Source organism: Neorhizobium galegae (assembly GCF_017877055.1).
GTDB lineage: Bacteria > Pseudomonadota > Alphaproteobacteria > Rhizobiales > Rhizobiaceae > Neorhizobium > Neorhizobium galegae_D.
The window spans coordinates 1,576,220-1,598,422 of record NZ_JAGIPG010000002.1 but is presented as its reverse complement, the minus strand read 5'-3'; the positions used below and the strand labels follow the sequence as shown (position 1 = coordinate 1,598,422).

At 62.0% G+C, this 22,203-nt stretch carries 22 protein-coding genes and 3 tRNA genes; 3 read left to right on the top strand and 22 right to left on the bottom strand.

Going from position 1 to position 22,203, the window contains the following annotated elements; genetic code table 11:
* Nucleotide 1 precedes the first annotated feature (1 nt).
* The 15 genes from nuoK to J2857_RS18345 form a co-directional block, all read right to left on the bottom strand.
* The gene (gene nuoK, locus J2857_RS18415; RefSeq protein ID WP_007772674.1) at nucleotides 2-310 is read right to left on the bottom strand and encodes an NADH-quinone oxidoreductase subunit NuoK; all 309 of its coding nucleotides are present in this window, start codon (nucleotides 308-310) and stop codon (nucleotides 2-4) included.
* A 22-nt stretch (nucleotides 311-332) separates the two neighbouring features.
* Entirely contained in the window at nucleotides 333-947 is a 615-nt protein-coding gene (locus tag J2857_RS18410) for an NADH-quinone oxidoreductase subunit J (protein ID WP_210011507.1), read from the bottom strand.
* 148 nt (nucleotides 948-1,095) lie between these two features.
* Nucleotides 1,096-1,587: an NADH-quinone oxidoreductase subunit NuoI gene (nuoI, locus tag J2857_RS18405; protein ID WP_113131579.1), complete on the bottom strand. Its 492-nt coding sequence runs from the start codon at nucleotides 1,585-1,587 to the stop codon at nucleotides 1,096-1,098.
* A 39-nt stretch (nucleotides 1,588-1,626) separates the two neighbouring features.
* Nucleotides 1,627-2,670 carry an NADH-quinone oxidoreductase subunit NuoH gene (nuoH, locus tag J2857_RS18400; RefSeq protein ID WP_037081100.1) on the bottom strand — a complete coding sequence of 348 codons (1,044 nt, stop codon included), beginning with the start codon at nucleotides 2,668-2,670 and terminating at the stop codon, nucleotides 1,627-1,629.
* Between the two features lie 8 nt (nucleotides 2,671-2,678).
* Nucleotides 2,679-4,760 (bottom strand): NADH-quinone oxidoreductase subunit NuoG, encoded by a 2,082-nt coding sequence (gene nuoG / locus J2857_RS18395; protein WP_210011506.1) that lies wholly within the window; start codon nucleotides 4,758-4,760, stop codon nucleotides 2,679-2,681.
* Nucleotides 4,761-4,830: 70 nt separating this feature from the next.
* Complete coding sequence (locus J2857_RS18390) at nucleotides 4,831-5,568, bottom strand: 5' DNA nuclease (RefSeq protein WP_210011505.1); 738 nt, start codon at nucleotides 5,566-5,568, stop codon at nucleotides 4,831-4,833.
* Nucleotides 5,569-5,572: 4 nt separating this feature from the next.
* Nucleotides 5,573-6,877, bottom strand: coding sequence for an NADH-quinone oxidoreductase subunit NuoF (nuoF, locus tag J2857_RS18385; protein WP_113131581.1), 1,305 nt, complete (start codon nucleotides 6,875-6,877; stop codon nucleotides 5,573-5,575).
* 89 nt (nucleotides 6,878-6,966) lie between these two features.
* Nucleotides 6,967-7,908, bottom strand: coding sequence for an NADH-quinone oxidoreductase subunit NuoE (gene nuoE, locus J2857_RS18380; RefSeq protein WP_245363416.1), 942 nt, complete (start codon nucleotides 7,906-7,908; stop codon nucleotides 6,967-6,969).
* 16 nt (nucleotides 7,909-7,924) lie between these two features.
* Nucleotides 7,925-8,182 (bottom strand): hypothetical protein, encoded by a 258-nt coding sequence (locus tag J2857_RS18375; protein ID WP_210011504.1) that lies wholly within the window; start codon nucleotides 8,180-8,182, stop codon nucleotides 7,925-7,927.
* Nucleotides 8,182-9,372 (bottom strand): NADH-quinone oxidoreductase subunit D, encoded by a 1,191-nt coding sequence (locus tag J2857_RS18370; protein WP_037080532.1) that lies wholly within the window; start codon nucleotides 9,370-9,372, stop codon nucleotides 8,182-8,184. Before J2857_RS18370 ends, J2857_RS18375 begins: the two co-directional genes overlap by 1 nt.
* 78 nt (nucleotides 9,373-9,450) lie before the next feature.
* Nucleotides 9,451-10,053, bottom strand: coding sequence for an NADH-quinone oxidoreductase subunit C (locus J2857_RS18365; protein WP_210011503.1), 603 nt, complete (start codon nucleotides 10,051-10,053; stop codon nucleotides 9,451-9,453).
* Nucleotides 10,054-10,085: 32 nt separating this feature from the next.
* Nucleotides 10,086-10,667 carry a NuoB/complex I 20 kDa subunit family protein gene (locus tag J2857_RS18360; RefSeq protein ID WP_210011502.1) on the bottom strand — a complete coding sequence of 194 codons (582 nt, stop codon included), beginning with the start codon at nucleotides 10,665-10,667 and terminating at the stop codon, nucleotides 10,086-10,088.
* Nucleotides 10,658-11,023 carry an NADH-quinone oxidoreductase subunit A gene (locus J2857_RS18355; protein ID WP_210011501.1) on the bottom strand — a complete coding sequence of 122 codons (366 nt, stop codon included), beginning with the start codon at nucleotides 11,021-11,023 and terminating at the stop codon, nucleotides 10,658-10,660. Before J2857_RS18355 ends, J2857_RS18360 begins: the two co-directional genes overlap by 10 nt.
* A 263-nt stretch (nucleotides 11,024-11,286) precedes the next feature.
* A tRNA-Asp gene (locus J2857_RS18350) sits at nucleotides 11,287-11,363 on the bottom strand.
* A 68-nt stretch (nucleotides 11,364-11,431) separates the two neighbouring features.
* A tRNA-Asp gene (locus J2857_RS18345) sits at nucleotides 11,432-11,508 on the bottom strand.
* 276 nt (nucleotides 11,509-11,784) lie between these two features.
* On the opposite strand from J2857_RS18345, the gene J2857_RS18340 reads away from it, so the two are divergent.
* From J2857_RS18340 to J2857_RS18330, 3 genes are all read left to right on the top strand, one after another.
* Nucleotides 11,785-11,860 (top strand) — tRNA-Val (locus tag J2857_RS18340).
* 450 nt (nucleotides 11,861-12,310) lie between these two features.
* Nucleotides 12,311-12,481, top strand: a complete 171-nt coding sequence (locus J2857_RS18335; RefSeq protein WP_210011500.1) for a hypothetical protein — start codon at nucleotides 12,311-12,313, stop codon at nucleotides 12,479-12,481.
* A gap of 4 nt (nucleotides 12,482-12,485) precedes the next feature.
* A complete protein-coding gene (locus J2857_RS18330) occupies nucleotides 12,486-14,204 on the top strand; it encodes a hypothetical protein (protein ID WP_210011499.1) in 1,719 nt (572 codons plus the stop codon).
* Between the two features lie 26 nt (nucleotides 14,205-14,230).
* On the opposite strand, the gene J2857_RS18325 is transcribed toward J2857_RS18330, so the two are convergent.
* From J2857_RS18325 to J2857_RS18295, 7 genes are read right to left on the bottom strand one after another with little or no spacing between them, the layout of a single operon-like run.
* The gene (locus J2857_RS18325) at nucleotides 14,231-15,139 is read right to left on the bottom strand and encodes a glycosyltransferase family 2 protein (RefSeq protein ID WP_210011498.1); all 909 of its coding nucleotides are present in this window, start codon (nucleotides 15,137-15,139) and stop codon (nucleotides 14,231-14,233) included.
* 17 nt (nucleotides 15,140-15,156) lie between these two features.
* Nucleotides 15,157-15,753, bottom strand: a complete 597-nt coding sequence (locus J2857_RS18320; protein WP_210011497.1) for a putative colanic acid biosynthesis acetyltransferase — start codon at nucleotides 15,751-15,753, stop codon at nucleotides 15,157-15,159.
* Entirely contained in the window at nucleotides 15,740-16,915 is a 1,176-nt protein-coding gene (locus J2857_RS18315; RefSeq protein ID WP_210011496.1) for a glycosyltransferase, read from the bottom strand. Before J2857_RS18315 ends, J2857_RS18320 begins: the two co-directional genes overlap by 14 nt.
* Nucleotides 16,912-18,018, bottom strand: coding sequence for a glycosyltransferase family 4 protein (locus J2857_RS18310; RefSeq protein ID WP_210011495.1), 1,107 nt, complete (start codon nucleotides 18,016-18,018; stop codon nucleotides 16,912-16,914). Before J2857_RS18310 ends, J2857_RS18315 begins: the two co-directional genes overlap by 4 nt.
* Nucleotides 18,015-19,052 (bottom strand): CgeB family protein, encoded by a 1,038-nt coding sequence (locus J2857_RS18305; RefSeq protein ID WP_210011494.1) that lies wholly within the window; start codon nucleotides 19,050-19,052, stop codon nucleotides 18,015-18,017. Before J2857_RS18305 ends, J2857_RS18310 begins: the two co-directional genes overlap by 4 nt.
* Entirely contained in the window at nucleotides 19,049-20,665 is a 1,617-nt protein-coding gene (locus J2857_RS18300; RefSeq protein ID WP_210011493.1) for a hypothetical protein, read from the bottom strand. The genes J2857_RS18305 and J2857_RS18300 overlap by 4 nt, the downstream gene beginning before the upstream one ends.
* Nucleotides 20,662-22,197, bottom strand: a complete 1,536-nt coding sequence (locus tag J2857_RS18295; protein ID WP_210011492.1) for a lipopolysaccharide biosynthesis protein — start codon at nucleotides 22,195-22,197, stop codon at nucleotides 20,662-20,664. The genes J2857_RS18300 and J2857_RS18295 overlap by 4 nt, the downstream gene beginning before the upstream one ends.
* Nucleotides 22,198-22,203: the final 6 nt, after the last annotated feature.

Here is a 22,203-nt window from a genome sequence, read left to right as displayed (position 1 = left end):
ATCAGCCCTTCATCATATTGACGTCTTCGACGGCGATCGAACCGCGGTTGCGGTAGAAGACGACGAGAATTGCAAGACCGATCGCCGCTTCGGCGGCCGCGACGGTCAGAATGAACAATGCGAAGACCTGGCCGACGATGTCGTTCAGGAAGGAGGAGAAGGCCACCATGTTGAGGTTGACCGAGAGCAGGATGAGCTCCACCGACATCAGGATGATGATGACGTTCTTGCGGTTCAGGAAGATGCCGAAAACGCCGAGCGTAAAGAGGATGGCGCTGACCGTGAGATAATGGGAAAGACCGATTTCCATTTTTCTGTTCCTTGTTCCCGCCTCAGACGCCCTGGCCCGGCTTGACCTTGACCACCTCGACGGCGGTCGCGGGCGTGCGGGCAACCTGCCTGGAAATATCCTGCCGCTTGATGTTGGTGCGGTGGCGCAGCGTCAGCACGATCGCGCCGATCATCGCCACCAGAAGCACCAGGCCGGCGATCTGGAAGAAGTAGACATAATTCGTATAGAGCACGTCGCCGAGGGCGGCCGTATTGGTGCGGCTCGCCGGGTTCGGGATCGGCATGGTGATCGCCTTCGCCGCTCCCGGGGTCAGCACGCTGCCGCCGACGACGACCACCAGTTCCGCAGCCACGATAAGGCCGACCAATATGCCGATCGGGGCATATTGCAGCACGCCCGAGCGCAGTTCCGCAAAGTCGATATCGAGCATCATGACGACGAAGAGGAAGAGAACCGCCACCGCGCCGATATAGACGACCAGCAGGATCATCGCCAGGAACTCGGCGCCCGTCAGCAGGAAGAGACCGGCGGCGTTGAAGAACACCAGGATGAGGAACAATACCGAGTGCACCGGGTTCTTGGCCGAAATGACCATGAACGCCGACGCCACCGCGATGAACGCGAAGAGATAGAAGAAGATTGCCTGCAGACCCATCGTGGTGCCTTTTCGTCCCTCACCGGGATCGGGGCGATTGCCCCTACCCGTCGAAACCCGGCCTTGTGATATGCGCCGGGCATTTCATCCAGATGTCACCGGCGCGCTGCCCGCTGAATGGGGGCGGCGCCGGATAAATCACCCCGCCTCAGCGGTAGGGCGAATCGATTGCGATGTTGCGAGCGATTTCGCGCTCCCAGCGGTCGCCGTTTTCCAAGAGACGCGCCTTGTCGAAATAGAGTTCTTCGCGCGTCTCGGTCGAGAATTCGAAATTCGGGCCTTCGACGATCGCATCGACCGGGCAGGCTTCCTGGCAGAAACCGCAATAGATGCACTTCACCATGTCGATGTCGTAACGCACCGTGCGGCGGGTGCCGTCATTGCGGCGAGGACCTGCCTCGATGGTGATCGCCTGGGCAGGACAGATCGCCTCGCAGAGCTTGCAGGCGATGCAGCGTTCCTCGCCGTTCGGATAACGGCGCAGCGCATGCTCGCCGCGGAAGCGCGGGGAGACTGGGCCCTTCTCGAACGGATAGTTGATCGTCGCCTTCTGCTTGAAGAAGTAGCGCATCGACAGGAAGAACGCCCCGACGAACTCCTTCAGGAACAGCGAATTCACGGCCTGGCCGAGACTTGCCATATTATTCTCCAATGATGCCGGAAGCGTGGACGGTCATGGTCATGCCCATCCCATCAGCTTCAGCACGAATGCGGTGATGACGACCATGGCGAGCGACAGCGGCAGGAAGATCTTCCAGCCGAGGCGCATGAGCTGGTCGTAGCGGTAGCGCGGTACGAAGGCCTTGACCATGGCGAACATGAAGAAGACGAGCATCGACTTCAGCATGAACCAGACGATGCCCGGCACCCAGTTGAGGATCCAGATATCGACCGGCGGCAGCCAGCCCCCGAGGAACAGGATGGTCGTCAGCGCGCACATCAGGCAGACGGCCGCGTATTCGCCGAGCATGAACATCATGTATGGCGAGGAGCCGTATTCGACCATGAAGCCGGCGACCAGTTCCGATTCCGCTTCGGGAAGATCGAAGGGCGGGCGGTTGGTTTCAGCCAGCGCCGAGATGAAGAACACCACGAACATCGGGAACAGCGCCAGCCAGTGCCAGTCCAGGAACGAGGCCGGCAGGCCCATCATCGTGCCGAGGCCGTCATGCTGGGCATTGACGATGTCGGTCAGGTTCAGCGAGCCGACGCAGAGCAGAACGGTGACGATGACGAAGCCGATGGAGACTTCGTAGGAGACCATCTGCGCCGCCGAGCGGAGCGCGCCGAGGAACGGGTATTTCGAGTTCGAAGCCCAGCCACCCATGATGATGCCGTAGACTTCGAGCGAGGAGATCGCAAAGATATAGAGGATGCCGACATTGATGTTGGCGATCACCCATCCGTCCGCGAGCGGCACAACGGCCCAAGTCGACAGAGCCAGAAGCACGGCAACCAGCGGTGCGAGCAGGAAGACGGCCTTGTTGGCGCCGGCGGGAATGATCGGCTCCTTGAAGACGAACTTCAAAAGGTCGGCGAAGGACTGGAACAGGCCGAAGGGGCCGACGACGTTCGGGCCGCGGCGCAGCTGCACGGCTGCCCAGATCTTGCGGTCGGCGAGCAGGACATAGGCGATGAAGACGAGCAGGCAGACCAGCAGCAGCAGCGACTGCGCGACCATGACGATGCCCGGCCAGACGTAGATGGAAAAGAACGAGTCCATGTTCAAAATTACTCCGCCGCAGCCTGGAAATTGTTGCGGGCCAATGCCGAGCATTCAGCCATGACGGCAGACGCGCGAGCGATCGGGTTCGTCAAATAGAAGTCTTTGATCGGCGACGCAAACCCGGACTTCGTCATAGCAGCAGCTTTTTGGCCGAGTGCGGCAATTTCGTTCACCGAACCTGCCGCGATCTCGTCGATGGCGGCGAAATGCGGATAGTCCGCATAGAGTTTTGCACGCAGGGCGCCCAGCGAATCGAAGGACAGTTTCTTGCCGAGTACGTCGGAGAGCGCGCGCAGGATTGCCCAGTCTTCGCGAGCCTCGCCCGGCGCGAAGCCGGCGCGGTTGCCCATCTGGACGCGGCCTTCGGTATTGACCCAGGTGCCCGATTTTTCGGTATAGGCCGCACCTGGCAGGATGACGTCGGCATTGTGCGCGCCGGCATCGCCATGGCTGCCGATATAGACGGTGAACTTGGCGCCCTTCTTCGAGAAGTCCAGTTCATCGGCGCCGAGCAGGAAGAGAACGTCCATGCCGGCAAGCTGGGCAGCGGCATTGGCGCCGTTCGCACCCGGCACGAAGCCGAGATCGAGGCCGCCGACGCGGGCGGCGGCGGTGTGGAGAACGGCAAAGCCGTTCCACTCTTCGGTCAGCGCGCCGACCGAACCGGCAAGCTGGGCAGCGGCTGCGAGAATAGCCGCACCGTCCGGAGGGGAGAGAGCCCCCTGCCCTACGATGATCATCGGGTTCTTGGCAGCGCGGAGCTTGTCGGCAAAACCGTTCGCACCGGAAGCGAGATCGGAGAGCGTTTCAGCGCCGGCACCGAGATAATCGTAGACATAACGCAGCTCGCTGACTTCGCCGATCACGCCGATCGGGAAATTGCCGCGGCGGAAGCGCTTGCGGATGCGGGCGTTGAGGACGGCTGCCTCGAGGCGCGGATTGGCGCCGATCAGAAGCAGGGCGCCGGCCTGTTCGATGCCCTCGATGGTGGGGTTGAAGAGGTAGCTTGCGCGGCCGAGCGACGGATCAAGCGCCGTCCCGTCCTGGCGACAGTCGAGGTTTTCCGACCCGAGCGAGCGGATCAGCTCCTTCAGAGCATACATTTCTTCGACCGAAGCCAGATCGCCGGCGATCGCGCCGATCTTTGCGGCAGAGGTGCCGGAAACGGCTGCCCTGATGGCGCCGAAGGCTTCGCCCCAGGAGGCTGCCTGAAGGCGGCCGTTTTTGCGCACGTACGGGCGGTCGAGGCGCTGGGTCTTCAGGCCGTCCCAGATGAAGCGGGTCTTGTCGGAAATCCACTCCTCGTTCACCTGCTCGTTGACGCGCGGCATGATGCGCATCACTTCGCGGCCGCGGGTATCGACGCGGATCGCCGAGCCGACGGCGTCCATGACGTCGATCGATTCGGTCTTGTTGAGTTCCCACGGACGGGCGGTGAAGGCGAAGGGACGCGAGGTCAGCGCACCGACCGGGCAAAGGTCGATGACATTGCCCTGCAGTTCCGAGGTCATGGCGCTTTCGAGATAGGTGGTGATCTCGGCATCCTCGCCGCGGCCGATCAGGCCAAGCTCGGAAATGCCGCCGACTTCGGTGGTGAAGCGGACGCAGCGCGTGCAGTGGATGCAGCGGTTCATCACGGTCTTGACCAGCGGTCCGATATACTTGTCTTCGACGGCGCGCTTGTTTTCCGTGTAGCGGGAACTGTCGATGCCGAAGGCCATGGCCTGATCCTGCAGGTCGCATTCGCCGCCCTGGTCGCAGATCGGGCAATCCAGCGGATGGTTGATCAGCAGGAATTCCATCACGCCTTCACGGGCCTTCTTGACCATCGGCGTGTTGGTGAAGACTTCCGGCAGCTCGCCGTTCGGGCCGCCGCGGATATCGCGCACGCCCATGGCGCAGGAGGCTGCCGGCTTCGGCGGGCCGCCCTTCACCTCGATCAGGCACATGCGGCAATTGCCGGCAACCGAAAGACGTTCGTGGAAACAAAAGCGCGGTACCTCGGCGCCGGCTTCCTCGCATGCCTGAAGCAGCGTGAAATGATCCGGAACTTCGACCTCTTTGCCGTCAACCTTCAGCTTAACCATCGTCTCACTTACGTCCTTGGTTCCATCCTTTGGGTCTCCTGGGGGTCAGGCGACTCGGGGACATATTCTTTTATTTCAACAGGGCTTTCGCCTGGCCGACCCAATCGTCGCGGCTAATGCGTCCGTCGAGCCCCAATTCCTTGTCGAAGCGGGCAATATCGGCTTCGCTCCAGGCTGCGACCTGCGCGAGGTTCGTCACACCCAAACCGTTCAGCACTTCCACCAGTTTCGGACCGACGCCCGAAATCTGCTTCAGATCGCCGCCGGCAGGCGCCGTCGCTACCTTCGCTTTGGGCGCCTTTACCGTCTTCGCCGCGACTACCGGCTTCGCAGGAGCCTTCGGAGCGGCGGCCTTTGCCGTCGCAACCTTGGCCTTGGCAGCCGGCTTCGTGACCGGTTCGGCCTTCGGCGCCGGTGCAGCAGCCCTGGGCGCCGGGGCAACCGCCTTGCGAGCCGGTGCGGCCGGCTTTTCAGCGATTGGCGCGGGCTTTGCGGCTGCAGCCGCAACGACCGGTGCCTGTACTGGAGCCGGTGTTTCCGCAGCCCTGGGCGCTTCAAACGGAGCCTCGGCAAGCGGAGCCTCGCCGGCAGCCTTCTGGCGATTGCCTGTTTCGATCGCGCCCTGCAGCGCACCGAAGAAGGCACCGGCCATCTGGCTGGCGATACCGAAGCTGATCGCGGTTGCGGCAGCCATGTTCGCCATCAGCGGATTGAGCTTCATCGCGTCCGAAAAATCGGGCAAACGTGCTGGATCGAACGCCGGACGATCCGCCGCCTTCCCTTCATGCTCCTGGCCCGGCTTTGTCACTTGACTACTCCGCAGCTTCCAGGACGGCGCCGTGCGCCGTCGCGTTTCGGGTATACTGGTCGATACGCGCTTCAATCTCCGGACGGAAATGCCGGATCAGGCCCTGGACAGGCCAGGCCGCCGCATCGCCGAGCGCGCAGATGGTGTGACCTTCGATCTGCTTGGTCACCTGGAACAGCATGTCGATTTCGCGCTTCTGGGCATTGCCCTTCACCATGCGCTCAAGCACGCGCCACATCCAGCCCGTGCCTTCGCGGCACGGCGTGCACTGGCCGCAGCTCTCGTGCTTAAAGAAGGCCGAGATGCGGGCGATCGCCTTGATGACGTCGGTGGACTTGTCCATGACGATGGCGCCTGCCGTGCCGAAGGACGAGCCGACGGCGCGCAGGCCGTCGAAATCCATCTGGCAATCCATGATGTCCTTGGCCGGAACGATCGGGCAGGATGCGCCGCCCGGAATGACCGCCAGCAGATTATCCCAGCCGCCGCGGATGCCGCCGGCATGCTTGTCGACCAGTTCGCGGAAGGTGATGCCCATCACTTCTTCGACGGTGCACGGCTTGTTGACGTGACCGGAGAGCATGAACAGCTTGGTGCCGACATTGTTCGGACGGCCCATGGACGAGAACCAGCCGGCGCCACGACGCAGGATGGTCGGGGCGACCGCGATCGATTCGACGTTGTTGACCGTGGTCGGGCAGCCGTAGAGGCCCATGTTCGCCGGGAACGGAGGCTTCAGGCGCGGCTGGCCCTTCTTGCCTTCGAGGCTTTCGAGCAACGCGGTCTCTTCGCCGCAGATATAGGCGCCGGCGCCGTGGTGAACGTAGATGTCGAAATCCCAGCCGAGCTTGTTGTTGCCGCCGAGCAGGCCGAAATCATAACATTCGTCGATCGCCGCTTGCAGCGCTTCGCGTTCGCGCATGTATTCGCCGCGCACGTAGATATAGGCGGTATGGGCGCCCATGGCGAAACCGGCGATCACGCAGCCTTCGATCAGCGTATGCGGATCGTGGCGCATGATATCGCGGTCCTTGCAGGTGCCGGGCTCAGATTCGTCGGCATTGACCACGAGGTAATGCGGACGGCCGTCCGATTCCTTCGGCATGAAAGACCACTTGAGACCGGTCGGGAAGCCTGCGCCGCCACGACCGCGAAGGCCGGACGCCTTCATCTCGTTGATGATCCAGTCCCGGCCCTTCTCAAGGATTTCCTTGGTGCCGTCCCAATGGCCGCGGCTCATCGCGCCTTTCAGGGACTTGTCCTTGAGGCCGTAGATATTGGTAAAGATGCGATCCTGATCTTTCAACATGATCTATTCCACAAGTCCGTCGCGATTAAGCCGGTTGTCAGTCGATATATTGCAGCCTTTTTCAAAGGCCGCACACAAATTCTCAAATGTCACGACTCACCTTCAGTCGTGGTCTTGCGCCGCGTGCGCTTCGGCTTCAAGTCGCCGGAGACCGCGCCGGGTTCCGGCGGGGCGCCTTCCGCGGCACTGCCGGGCGTCTTCGGAGCCGGTTTGCTCTTGGCGGTCGCCGGGAGCGGCTGCTTTTCCGCAGCCTTGGCATTCTCGGCGGAAGCCGCCGGCGCCGTTGCCGGCGTCTTCAGCGACGGATTGGTTTCAGCCGCCGTGTCCTTCGGACGGGCGGCATCGGCCGGAGGAACGCTTGCAGCGGCAGCGACCTCTTCGGCGCTCGGATGCGGGTCGAGATTGGTGCGAACCGGCTTGATCTCGTCGTTCAGCGTCTGCGGGCCACCTTCGGGGGCCGAGAAGATGCGGTCGATCTGCGGGCCGGGCTTGATCTCATGGCCCCTGCCGGCTTCAAAAGCATCGATGATCTCTTCGAGGCGCTCGGGCGTCAGATCCTCATAGGCATCCTTGAAGATGATGACCATCGGCGCGTTGACGCAGGCGCCCTGACACTCGACCTCTTCCCACGACAGCGTGCCGTCGGCGTTCAGCGCGAACGGATCGTGATGGATCTTGTGCTGACAGACCTTCATCAGGTCTTCTGCGCCGCGCAGCATGCAGGGCGTGGTGCCGCAGACCTGGATATGGGCGCGGGTGCCGACCGGCTTCAACTGGAACTGGGTATAGAAAGTCGCGACTTCGAGGACGCGGATATAGGGCATGTCGAGCTTGCCCGCGACGAACTCGATCGCCGCGCGGGTCACCCAGCCATCCTGTTCCTGCGCACGCATCAGAAGTGGGATGACAGCCGATTGCTGCCGGCCTGCCGGATATTTCCTGATCGTTGCCTCGGCCCAGACGGAATTCTCGTCATTGAAGGCGAAAATTGCCGGCTGCACCTGGTCTTCGGCTAATCGACGAACGGACATTCTTTTCCACGCCTTATCAGTTTATGGATCCACACCGCGATCTCGTGAGCGACACGAATTCGCAGGCATAGGCAGACTTGTCTTTCTGCATGAACACTATGAACTTTGTTCCACTGGGAACGGAGGTTTTGATCTCGTATCCGTCGGACAGGAGATCCTTCATCGACTTCGATCCGCCGCTTTGCGTCGTAATCGGGCCATCCGTCTGGGCCTGCTGCGCGAACGCAGCCGGAGCAGCAGACAGAAGGCCCATGAAAACGACGGCGCGGATCATTAGCGGTCCACCTCGCCAAAGACGATGTCGAGCGAGCCCAGCACCGCCGAAACGTCGGCCAGCTGGTGTCCCCGACAGATGAAATCCATCGCCTGGAGATGGGCGTAACCCGGCGCGCGGATCTTGCAGCGATAAGGCTTGTTGGTGCCATCGGCGACCAGGAAGACGCCGAACTCGCCCTTGGGGGCTTCGACGGCCGCATAAACCTCGCCGGCCGGCACGTGATACCCTTCGGTATAGAGCTTGAAGTGATGGATCAGCGCTTCCATCGACCGCTTCATCTCGCCGCGCTTCGGCGGCACGACCTTGCCGTCCGTTGACGAGAACGGGCCGGTCCTGGCGTCGCCGAGCAGGCGGTTGACGCACTGCTTCATGATCTTCACCGATTCGCGCATCTCGATCATGCGGATCAGGTAACGGTCGTAGCAGTCGCCGTTCTTGCCGATCGGAATATCGAATTCCATGTCCGAATAGCACTCGTAGGGCTGCGCGCGGCGCAGGTCCCAGGCAGCGCCCGAACCACGCACCATGACGCCCGAAAAACCCCAGGCCCAGGCGTCTTCGAGCTTGACGACGCCGATATCGACGTTGCGCTGCTTGAAGATGCGGTTGCCGGTCAGCAGTTCGTCGATGTCGTCGAGCTTGGCCGGGAATTGGTCGCACCACTTGCCGATATCCTCGACCAGTTCCGGCGGCAGATCCTGATGGACGCCGCCCGGACGGAAATAGGCCGCGTGCATGCGAGAACCGGAGGCGCGCTCGTAGAACACCATCAGCTTTTCGCGCTCTTCGAAACCCCAGAGCGGCGGCGTCAGCGCGCCGACGTCCATAGCCTGCGTGGTGACGTTCAAGAGATGCGAGAGGATGCGGCCGATTTCCGAATAGAGCACGCGGATCAGCTGGCCGCGGATCGGGATCTGGATATCCAGGAGCTTTTCGACGGCAAGCGCGAAAGCATGTTCCTGGTTCATCGGCGCGACGTAATCGAGGCGGTCGAAATAGGGAACCGCCTGCAGATAGGTCTTGGTCTCGATCAGCTTCTCGGTGCCGCGGTGAAGCAGGCCGATATGCGGATCGACGCGCTCGACGATTTCACCGTCAAGCTCCAGCACAAGGCGCAACACGCCATGCGCCGCCGGATGCTGCGGTCCGAAATTGATATTGAAATTGCGGACGTTATGTTCGGTCATTCTGCTTACTCCATGCCGGGCGGAGTGACGCACCGGGCGGGAAAGAAGTGCGGACGGACGGCGCGGCTGCGCCGATCCTTAAGCTTTCGCCTTTTCATCCCCGGGCAGCACGTAGTCGGTGCCTTCCCACGGGCTCAAGAAATCGAAACTGCGGAATTCCTGGCGCAGCTCGACGGGTTCGTAGACGACGCGCTTGGCGTTGTCGTCATAGCGAACCTCGACGAAACCAGTGGTCGGGAAATCCTTGCGCAGCGGGTGGCCCTCGAAACCGTAATCCGTCAGGATGCGGCGCAGGTCCGGGTGACCGGTGAAGAGGATGCCGTACATGTCCCAGGCTTCGCGTTCGAACCAGTCGGCGCCGGGATAGACCGGGCAGGCCGACGGAACGGGCTCGTCCTCGGCGGTCGCGACCTTGATGCGGATGCGCTGGTTCTGGCGGGGCGACAGGAGATGATAGACGACGTCGAAACGCTTTTCGCGCGCCGGATAGTCCACGCCGCAGATATCGATGAAGCTGATGAACCCGCACTGCACATCGTCGCGCAGGAAGGTGAGCAGCGGCAGCAAGGTTTCCGCCGTCGCAGTCAACGTCAGCTCGCCATAGGCGATCTGCGCATCCGCCACGAGGGACGGGCGCGCTTCGCGAATGTAGGTCGAAAGCTCGTTCAGGGCTTCACTCATGATCTTGTCCAATTACCCTTGGCCTGTGGCCCTCAGCGCTCGATCGTGCCGGTCCGCCGGATCTTCTTCTGCAGCAGAAGCACGCCGTAGAGCAGCGCCTCTGCCGTGGGGGGACAGCCCGGAACATAGATGTCGATCGGCACGACGCGGTCGCAGCCGCGCACCACCGAATAGGAATAGTGGTAATAACCGCCGCCATTGGCGCAGGAGCCCATGGAGATGACGTAACGCGGCTCCGGCATCTGGTCATAGACCTTGCGAAGCGCCGGCGCCATCTTGTTGGTCAGCGTGCCGGCGACGATCATCACGTCCGACTGGCGCGGCGAGGCACGCGGGGCAAAACCGAAACGCTCGACGTCGTAGCGCGGCATCGAGAGCTGCATCATCTCGACCGCGCAGCAGGCAAGGCCGAAGGTCATCCACATCAAGGACCCGGTGCGGGCCCAGGTGATCAACTCGTCGGTCGAGGTGACGAGAAAACCCTTGTCGGCGAGCTCATTGTTGATCTCGCCGAAGAACGCGTCGTCGCTGCCGATGGGCTTGCCGGTATTCGGATCGATAATGCCCTTGGGTTGCGGCGCAACGAGAGTGCTGCCGGTGTCGACTACTCCCATTCCAGCGCTCCTTTCTTCCATTCATAGATGAAACCGATCGTCAGAACGGCGAGGAATACCATCATCGACCAGAATCCGAACCAGCCAATCTCACCGAAGGACACGGCCCACGGGAAAAGGAAGGCGACTTCGAGATCGAAGATGATGAAGAGGATCGAGACGAGGTAGAATCGGATGTCGAACTTCATGCGCGCATCGTCGAAGGCGTTGAAGCCACATTCGTAGGCCGAAAGCTTTTCCGAATCGGGCGCCTTGTAGGCGACGGCGAACGGCGCAACCAGAAGCGCGATGCCGATCACCAGGGAAATGCCGATGAAAATCGCGATCGGGATATAGGAAGTGAGGAGTTCACTCATTGTATTCGATCCCAGCTTGCCTGAAGCGTCGGGAGACGACGCCTAATATCAATGCACAGGCAAAGCGAACGTGCATTGCAACAAGCCGTGGTTAGCGCAGCCGAAGCCCCGGCGCAAGCGTTTTGAATGTCGCATCCTGTGCCAAAATAGAGCATCTCAAACGATTAGCGGCGGCTGTATCACAGCGACAACCAAAGACGGCGAGCAGGAAGGCCGATCAAAGCCGGATCATTTTCAGTGAATACGCTTTTCCGTGTGGTAAATGGCGCGAGTGACGGGGCTCGAACCCGCGACCTCCGGCGTGACAGGCCGGCACTCTAACCGACTGAGCTACACCCGCGCATATTGCCGACTGTCGGCACGCCCTTTACGCGAAAAGCGCAAAAAGCGGATTGTTCGAGAAGAGAATGGCGCGAGTGACGGGGCTCGAACCCGCGACCTCCGGCGTGACAGGCCGGCACTCTAACCAACTGAGCTACACCCGCGCATTTCTCTTGAGGCCGAAACCTCCTCACCGGGCGACCTCGATCGCTCGGTTGAGCGGCTAACTAAGAGGTTCGGGATCGGGTGTCAAGCGCGTTTCAAGACAAAAGGATGACGTCCCGTCGCTTTACCCTCCCCTGCCCCATGAACGCGTCGGTCCAGTCGGCTCTTCCCCAAAATTTTCAAAAAAACATCATGAAGGCCCTTGCGGTTTTTCCGCGATCCGCATAGATCACGGCCACCGACGCGGCGGGCCCTGAGGCTCCGCAATCGCGAACGGGCGATTAGCTCAGTTGGTAGAGCGCCTCGTTTACACCGAGGATGTCGGGAGTTCGAGTCTCTCATCGCCCACCATTCCCACTCTCTTTCCTGCTTCTGATCCGAGTTTTCTCTCTTCCGGGAGATCAAATCACTGCGTCTCGCGTTCGGTCGAGCGCGCGCAATCTCATTCAATTCTTTTGGCTATCGCGGGGAAGAACTTCCGCCGTGAGCGCGACAGCTCGCTCCATTCCGGCCGCCTCATAACCTCCGGGTCCGTGAGACATATCAAGCATTTGGTCGATACGCCCTTCCTCACGGCAGCAGCCATTCTGTGAATCTTTACCGCCACTTCGTCCCCGCTCCTCAACCCGTTCCTAAAATCAGGTTCTGAAACGCCCGCCTACGGAAAACCGTTTGGTGCGGCTTGGAACCCGAGGAGACAGGAATGGGAAAACATCACCTCAGACACAGCATCCACGCAGCGGGCGCCGGATGCGCTCGGCTCTTCTGGCGCCGGACGGCGCACGTTCGCGGCGGGAGGGGATGATGCTGGATCTCGGACTTTCCCTGACAGGCGCCGGCACTTTTCCCATCAGCAGCGGCGAGCCGCCCGAGGAGGACGGGCTCGTCCTGACGGATGCCGAAGGCAACACGCTTGCCGACGCGGAAAACAATCAACTCACGATCAGCCGATTCATCGGCCTGGAGGACTGACACGATGCCATCGCGCCAAATACCGAAACTCTACATCCCCTCCAATGCCACCGAAGCGGCGATCCGGGCCGTCCATGCGGCAGCGGTCGCGGCGGGGGGCGGCACTATCCTGCTGCCGGATGCGGTGATCACGCTCACGGAACCGCTCCCGGTCGCCTCCGGCATCGGTTACCGGGGGGTGCAGCCGGTGCTCGACTATCTCAACGACACCCTCCCGGACAGCGGGTGGGATTTCGTCGGCGGCACCGTGCTTGCCGGCGACGGCTCGTTTCCGGCTTTTGCCGCCAATGACGCAGACCTTGGCTCGCCGTCTGGAACGATCACCGCCGATTGCATTACCGGCTGGCGATGCGAGCATATCGGCTTTACCGGCTTCACACGCGCCATCAGCATCGGCGCGGTGAACCATATCGGCCTGCAGTTTTCCGCCGTCCGCGATCTGTTCATCTGCGACTGCAGCGACTGGGGCATATTCCTTGCCAATTTCATGCACACGGACGTTTCCCGGGTCTGGACGCATCTCTGCGGGAACGGCCAGTATTACGCGTCGTTGCTGCCGGGCTCGACGCTGATGCCCGGAAACAGCCGCTTCGATTCGCTCTTCAACATCATTCCCGCCGATGGACGAGACAATCGGCTCTGCCGGGGTATCGTATTCGAAGCCGGCGGGGACGGCGCCCGTCTGAACGAGATGTATGCCGACCGCCTGCAGAACAACGCCTTCAACAGAACCGAACTTCTGGCCAGTGCGACCTTCTCGAACGGTTCGGCGAATATAGCCGTTCCCGACGGCGGCAAGTTCCGCGCGCGCATGCCGGTCGCGTTCACGAGCAGCAATTACGGGGTCACCGCCGGGCGGATCTATATCGTCAAGTCGGTGAGCGGCAATACGATACAGATCGGCAACGCCTTCACCTCCACGGCCATGATCGCGTCCGGCAACGGCTCGCTGACGCTCTCGTCCTGGGGCATGCCCTGTTTCGAACTGGCCGCCCGCAATGGAGGCGCATTCGTCTCCAACTCACGCTTTCTCGGCGTCGATGCGGAAGGCGGCTCCGGTGCGGGAATTTACGTGGAGAACGCGCAGGGCTGCGATCTCAACATTTCCGAAGTGCCCGGGGACAAGAATGCCGATATTGTGGGGCGCCGCGTGGGCTTCAGCCGGTTCTACAGCAGCAACACCACGGTGACGGATTTCGATACGGCTTCGGCGACCAGCCAGTTTCACGGCGCACGGGGGATTGGCCGTCAAGCACTGTTGTCGGGCATGTGGACAGACCAGACCCGCGGCGGATTGGCGGCGTTCAACATTCGTGGCGACGCTTGGGAGAACCAGGGTGACCTGGAAGTCAGGGGCGGCAACAGCTTCATCTATCCCCGCTTCGGAATGGGCATGAAGTCGACGCTCAAGACCGCAAACACCGTGCTCCATCCACTGGATGCCGGCCTCGTCACTTTCGACGGCTCATCGACGCTCCTCTGCACGCTGCCCGCGATCACGAATTCGTCGGATGCGTCGTCGCTGGTAGGATTGCCGTTTCATATCGTCAACGCCGGATCGGCAGATCTGGCGGTCAATACCAGCGGCGCACAGCTCTTCAACAAGATCTCGGGCAAGACCGGCTATACGTTGAATGCCGGCGAAAGCCTGCTGGTGGTCGCCGCCGAAGGAGCGGGCTCGACGCTTTTCTGGGCCGCCTTCCCGAGCGCAGGGGTTGCCTGAACCGCTGCGCTTCACGGGCTGTCGCTTCAGAGCGGCAGCCCCGTCAATCGCGCCAGCGCCGCGCGCCTTTCCTCCGGCGTTGTCAGCGCGTGGAGCGACCGGTCGAATTCGATGACCTTCGCGCCGACGAGGAAACGGTACCAGTAACCTTGCAGGACATGGTAGATCAGCCCTTCGCGGCCATCGAGGAAGCCCAACTGGCCGACATAGCGGAATAGGAAATAGCAGAGCGCAGCGACCTGAAACGGGAGCCGGTTATAGATCTGCTCTTTGATGCGCCGTTTAATGGAGGCCTGACGTGAGGAGACGGCTTGCGAACCGGCAGGTTGTTTCAAAAACAGGCCATGGCGTCGGCCGAGCACGTCAACGGCCTCAAGGGTTGCATAGGCGTTATGCTTGCCCGTGAAGAAGCTGAGATCGTTGAGATTGTGATCCGAAAACGGCGCATCGAAAAGCACCGTACGTCCCTTCACGACGATGTGCTCGTCCATCCAGCGGTCCTCGACATGTCCCTGCCCCCGCCGCCAGATGCGGGTGAGGATAAGTGGATAACGCCCGCCATGGCGAATCCAGCGCCCCAGAAAAATGTGCTTTCTCTTCAGGTTCACCCCCGCGACATCGGCAGCGAGAGAGGGGAGCTTCTTGGCGATCTCGACCGCCAGTTCAGGTTCGATCACCTCATCCGCATCGAGCCTCATGATCCAGTCGGCGGTGATCGGTGCATTATCGAGCCCCCACTGGAACTGCCTGGAATAGTTGATCCAAGGGTTGCTGAGCACGGTTGCGCCGAGCGACCGGGCAATCCCGACCGTGCCGTCGGTCGAAAAACAATCGATGACGAAGACCTCGGACGCGAAGGGTGCGACGCTTTTCAGCGCGCGAGCGATATGGAGCTCTTCGTTATAGGTGAGGATGAGGACGGCGAGGCTGGCCATTCGACGAGGTGTCCCAATCAGGAGTTCAATCGCGCCGGAAAGATGCCGGGCCAGTCCTGCTCGAAGCGCCGCCGCAGTTTCCGGGCGGGATTGCCTGCGTAGATCGTCCAGGGATCGAGGTTGCGGAACGTGACGGCGCGGGCGCCGAGCACGGCGCCCTCCCCCACGGCAACGCCCGGCCCGACAAACGCTTCCGCCGCGATCCAGGCATTCGCACCGACGACGATGGGTCTCGTAACCAGCTGGAAATCGGCACCGTCGACATCATGCGTGCCGGTGCACAGATGGGCGCCCTGGGAGACTGTCGCGTGGATGCCAAGTTCGACGCCATCCATGCAGTAACAGTTCACACCCCTTCCGAGACAGGAATACGCGGCCATGGCAAGGTTCGGCGGATACCAGACATCGACGCCGGGATAGATCCGCGCCGTGCGGTCGATCCGGGCTCCGAAACGGCGCAGCAGGAACCGGCGCCATGCAAACAGCGGCACCGGCGTCCAGCGGCCGAAAAGGCTCCAGACGAGGTTCCATGCGAGCCGGAACAACCGATGTCTCAGCGAGAAGCTCGGGGCTCCCGCCCGCGGACTGTACGTCTTCGCGTCAAGCGGCTTCATGAAGGCCTCGTGCGGAGATGGAGTGCAGGATGGCGATGAGATCGCGCGCCGCCGTCTCGATGCGGAAATGCCGTTCGAAGCCCGCGCGGGCATGGGCGCGCATGGCGCTTTTACCGTCGTCGGAGAGAGCGAGCCATGACCGGAGCAGGCTTTCGATGCCCTGCGATGTATCGGCCCCGACGAGACCGCCTCCGCTCGCCTTCACGTCGCGCCAGATATTGACCTTGTCGGTCAGCAGGACCGGCGTTGCGCAGGCCATGGCTTCCGCGACGACGATGCCGAAGTTCTCCTGATGCGACGGCAGGACAAGGGCCTCGGCGGCCCGCAAGGCACCCCACTTGGCATCACCTGCGACCATGCCCGGCCAATGAATGCGATCGGTCATGCCCGCCTTTGCGGCTTGCGCCAGCAGTTTCGACTTCAGCCCGGATTGATCCGGCCCCGCCATCACCAAGTCGAGATCAGGCTCGATCGCGGCGATCTTCGCGAAGGCTTCAATAAGAAGATCGCAGCCCTTCTTTGCATGGAAACGGCCGAGGAACAGCAGGAACCGTTTGTCCTTCAATTCCGGCAAAAGCCGGTGAAATGCGGCAAGCTGGCTCTCCGCCCCGGCTGGCGGATCGGCCGTGCCGAAGGCGACGACACGCTCCGGGTAACCATGCCCCCGAAAAACGCCGCGCGCCCGGCACCTCTCTTCTTCGCAGGTAAAGAGCACCGCCGCCGCATCCCGGAGAACCCTGCCCTGCCAGGCAAGCCAGAACGCCTGCTTGGCAATGTGCTTGAACGGATGGGTTTCGCGGAACCATGGATCCATCATGCCGTGGGCGAAGACGACATAAGGCAGGTCCGCCCGCCGCAAGGCCGACCATCCGCCGACGGAAGCATGGTTCCACAGCCCGTGGACGACTGCGGCATCGAAACGATGAGCGTTCGCGGCGATCCAGCGAGCCAATTCCGGCGTATAACAATACCTCGGGGTCCATCGCCCGCAGGCATGAACGGGAAAGGGAAACTCTCCCGCATAGGGCGTCGAGGGCTTGTCCAGCGTAACGACTTCCACCGCATGGCCCAGACGCGCCATTTGCAGTCCGGTCAGCCGCAGCGCCTCGATCGGGCCTCCGGTTTCGGGATCGGCGCTGGCGATGATATTGAGGATTCTCATGGCAGCTCCGCGATGATCTTTTCGAGATTTCCTTTGAAGTGCTCCATGAGATAGCCGGAGCGAACTTTTTCGGCCCCCGCCTCTCCCATTGCCGCTGCCATGCCTGGTTGGGCGAGGAGCATCGCCATTTTCCGGGCAAGCGTTTCGATATCTCGCGGGTTCACGGCAAACCCGTCGATACCCTCGCGAACGATCTCCGCCGCGGCATCCTCGGTGCCGCAGATCACCGGCAGGCCGTGCAGCCAGGCTTCGAGAAAGACGATGCCAAATCCTTCCTTGGACGAGGGCATCGCGAAGAGAGAGGCTTGGGCATAAATCCCGGCCAGCCCCGCATCCGAGACACGGCCAAGGAATTCGACCCTGTCTTCGACCGCAAGCTCACGGGCCAGCGACGCCAGTTCCCGCTTGAGAGGCCCCTCTCCGACGACCTGGAGAACGCATTTCACATTCCGGTGCTTGAGCAGAGCCACCGCCTTGATCAGGGCGTCGATATTCTTGCCGCGGTCATGCCGGTCCAGCCGAGCGACCGTCAGAATGTTGCGAACGCTCTTTCCGGGCTGCCGGTCGATGCGGTCAACTGCGTTCGGAAAGAGCCTGAACGTCTCGGCGGGAAGCGCGAACGCCTTCCGCATCCTGTTTGCAGTGAAGGCGCTGACGGAGGCAATGCGATTGAGCGCTCTCGCCATAAGCGGTTCATAGAAGCGCATGCGGCGATAGGCAGGGTCGTCCCAGACCTCGTCGCCGTGGACGAAAAGCACGAGCTTGATTCTCGGAGCGGCCAGCTTGCAGATGAGCCCGACAGGCAGGAGGTTGATATGCCCGAGAAACAGGATGCTGCAGTTACGGGAAGCGGCAGCGGAGCGAACGATGAAGTCCAGGCGCCGAGAGCCGAAGGCGCGGATTGCGGCCGACGCGACTTCGGGGATGTCGGCGTCGACATCGCGCATGATGTGCATGACCGGCCGCCTCCAGCCTCGGTCGCCGGAAATCTCCGCCAGGGCAGCGACAACTCTTCGATTGAAGCGCTGGATTCCGCCTACCCGGCCATAGGTGTCCAGGGCCAGGAACAGAATGCCGCGATTGTGGGCCTCCACCTTCCTCATCGCGCGCCGCCTTGCTTTATCTCGGCGACCTGCTCGGCGATCCGGCGGGCTAGGACCTCGTTGTAGGTCCCGTTCGCGAACGTCCGCCGGTGCCCGGCATCGGCGATCGTTTGGCGCCTGCTGTCATCGGCCAGAAGCCGTTTGCAAGCCTCTGCGCAGTCATCCGCTCCGTCGAAGAAGACGGCTTCCTCACCCTCTTTGTAAAGCCGTTGATGATGCGGAGTGCGGGGAGCGCACATGGCGGTGCCGATGGCGGGGATTTCGGCGGATCGCGTCGTGTGCAGGTCGGCATTTTGGCCGTTCAGCAGAACCAGGGCGATCTTCGCGCCGGCGACTTCTCGTGTGTAGTCGGCGCCTTCAAGATAACCGGATCCGATAAACCGGCGGAGCAGCCGATATTCCGGTGCCCTGTTCCAGCGCGGGCCGTGGATCATCAGCGGCACGCCCTTTTCGATCAGACGCGCCATGACGGCGCCGCGGCCGGGCATCCAGGTGCCGACAAAGACGACATTTGACGACCGGCCGCTTTTCTCCTCCAGCGTCGGAGAGAGAGGGCGGTGCACGACCTCGTCCGCACACTGCCAGATCGTGTCGATCCGTCTTGCACCCCTCCTCGCCATCATCGCCTCGATGCCGTCACGGCGCACGGTGACGACCAGATCGTAGTACGGGAGGGCGCGGTGAAGGATACTCCAGCGGAGGCGCTCCGGAGACGGGTCCAGATAGGGATTGTCGGCGTTGTAGTTGACGATGATCGGTGCCGTCTTGCGGATGACGTCCAGGGCGGCTGGTCCGACCACGTCGCCACAATCGACCAGGGCAAAATCGAGGCGCTGGCCGCCGATCCGCCGACCGAGCCCGTTTGCCACGAGGCGGTCGATGCCGGGGCCGCCGGTCCTGTTCAGCCACGACGCCCAAGGGGGCGGCAGGTGGGCATAGGGCGACAGATGCACAACATCGAAGCCGATACGCCCGAACGCCGCTGCCCGCTGCAGGCTGGTCCCCGATTCCGCGCCGACATAGAGGAGCCTCATAGCAGCTTCACGCCCCTCGTCAGCCAGAACATCAGAACGTAGAGCAGCACGATCTGCGGCAGCGCCCGGACCAGGTTGCCGGCCTGGACCGCGACGGATTCATCCATGAGGCCGTTCATGAAGAAGCGGACGATGCAGATGCAGGCCAGAGCCGAAAACAGCACGTGTCCGCCCTGCATCCGGATCGTGAGCGCGTCGCCGATAGTGAAATTCGCAAAGGCGAAGATGGCGAATACGACCACATAAAACGCGCCTAAAACCACGAAGCCATCGGCGATCGACGAGCCGGTGCGGTACCCTCCCAGCTCGTCGCCGGTGACGAGAAAATTGTAATAGTCGCCGGATGAGAAGGCGTTGCTGGATTTGTCGAGTTCGGGCGCGAAAAGATTGAGAACCGGCGTCGGAAGCAGCAACAACAGCTGATTGATGGCGTTCTCCCGCGCCAGCCCCTCGCCGGTCTGCGACAGCGCAAGTCCGAGCGCGACGTTCCGATCGATGTATTTTGTGGACACGAAGCGCGCCAGAAGCGGGTTGTCGATGTAGATTTCGTTATAGCTGCCGCCGGTCAATATCCGCTCCATCTCTCGCCGGGACAGCAGCGCCTCCTCGTCGAAATACGTGGCAATTGTCGAGAGGACGAGATCTTGCGACGGGATGTCGGAGCGTTCGTCACGGGCAATGACCATGGCGGTCGCGAGATCCGAGAGGATGCCGGCCGGGATGGGGCTGAGCAGGACGGCGACCGCTAGCCAGATCATACGCCGCCTCGTCAGGATGAAGCGCCCGATCACTGTCGCAACGAAGAGGCAGATCAGCACGATCAGGACAGCGACCGCGAAAACGCCGCGGCTGTTGCGCGCCAGCGCGATATAGAGCGCCAGGGCGCAATAGGCGGTCAGCGCCAGCCAGTTGACCGAGCGTTTCCGGTCCGGCGGGTCGATGAGGTAGCCCGCAACCGGGATCAGGAAGGGGGCGACCGAGAAGTGCGACAGGCCGGCGAGCAGCTTGAAGGCGATATCGCCGAAATTGTCCTCGCCCCAGCGGTCGGCATGCGTATACCAGGAGGCGAACGATCCGAGCAGCCCCATCCACCATAACTGCCGGTTTGTCGGAGCGAGATAGAGGCCGAGCGGCGTGGAGATTTTTTGGCGGATCGTGGCGGTGATCGCCTGCATGGCCCGCGACTGCGTATAGAACCAGTGCAACGCCACCGCCCATACCTGCAGAAGTGCCAGGACGGAAAACGTCGTTACCGGTACTTCGAGGTTGAAGGTAAGCGGTTTCCAGGCGAATGTCTGGACGATCAGGGCGGCCAGGCTCGAATGGACCTGAAAGCCGAGCACCATCAGCGTCGAGATCGGGCATCGTTCGATCCGTCTCGGCTTGGTGCAGTAGGAAAACACCAGGATGCCGATCAGTCCGACTGAAACGGCACAGAACATGTTGGCCGTATCAGGCGATATGGCCAACTGGCTTGCCGTACAGAGCAGGACCGCAATCGCCACGCCCCAGCGGGCTTGGGTGACGCAGCGGGAATTGCCGCGAGGTTGCCGTTGTACCGAACGCCTGCCGAATACCGCATCGCCGTCCGCCAGACCTCCGGTCCCCATCATGGCTTGTCTCCCGCGAGAGCGGCACGCTTCCGGGTGAGATTTGGAAAATGATGCGAGAGAGTGGTCCGCATTTTGGCTGGCAAGGACCGATAGGCCATCCACGCCGCCAGCAGCGAGCCCATCACAGCCGGAATGGATGTCCAGCCGACCGATCGAGGCCAGACCGCCAAGGCGAACAGTCCGACGATAGCCGAGATGCAGCCGCAAACGGATGCGGCGAAGGCATGGATTGGTGGGCTCAACCGCAGCTTTCGGAGCACGGAGCCGGCGGCCACGGCATAGATCAGGACGCTGGTGATTTCGGCCGTCAGAAGCGAGAAGCCGGCGCCGGGCAGCCCCCATGAGGTCAACGTCAGATAACACCCGATCACCGTGACCAGCAGAGACATGCCGCTCGCGGCGACCTGCGGCAGCAGGGTATTGGTTCCCCGGACGATCGAAACCAGCGGCTGGGCGAAACCGTAGACGATGATGCAGGCGCAGAGCGAGCCGAACAGCAGCGGGTCCAGGTGGAAGTGGCCACGGGTCCACCAGAGGAAAAGGCCGGGCGCCGCCCACTGGAGCAGAATGCAGGAGGGGCCGATGACGACCAGCACGAAAATCCAGCTCAGAGTGACCGCGGTTTCCGCCGGCCCACTCTCCCGGTCCCTCAGATAACGCAGAAGCTCGGGTTCGACCGGGCCTGCCAGGGCATTGATACCCTGCGTCGCGATATTCGACAGCGTCCGGGTCGCGGTAAACGCACCGAGAAGGCCAACGCTGGCGAGCGGTGCGATCAGCAGCCGGATGCCCTGCTGGTTTCCGATGGCGAGCAGTTCGCGGAGCGATACGATCAGGCTCCGCACGAGGTTCGACCAGCTCCTGCGCAGATCCGGCACGGCAAAGCCGATTTCTTCGCGCCGCCAAAGACGAAAACAATCGAGATGAATGGCGATGTTGACGGCCACATTGGCGAACGACGAGAGGATCACGGCGTCGAGGACGTTACCGCCGGAAAGGACTGCCGCGAGGGCCGCGAGGTTGACGGCGATCAGCAAGGCAAACCGCCACCACGCCATCCTCGCGTAATAGCCGAAGGGGACGAGCGCCCGCCCGAGAATGCCGCCCACGGAGCTGGTGACGAGCCAGGTGAGCGCATAGACGATCATCGAGGCCGTAAGCTCGTCCACCAGTTCCGCAGGAACGAAATCTCCGAACACCGTGTCGGCCAGTCCGAAGGTCGGGACAGCCGTCCAGAAGCACAGGAGTGTGCTTCCAAGGAGAAGGGCGATGGGAATGGACGAGGCGAAGTCGCGCCTTACGGCATCCCTGGTGGCGAGGCGTTGGAACTCGTAACCGAGGTAGTTCTGATGGCCGAGGTCGAACACGACAGACAGGGAATGGAGCGTCTGCAGCAGGATCCAGAGCCCGAATTGCTGCGCCGACCACCAGCCGAGCATGATCGGCACGCTGATCGCCTGGATCAGGATATTGGCGGCAATGAACGCCCCATTGGCGATCGAGCCCGAGATTAGCCGTACTGACACACTCATCGAAAA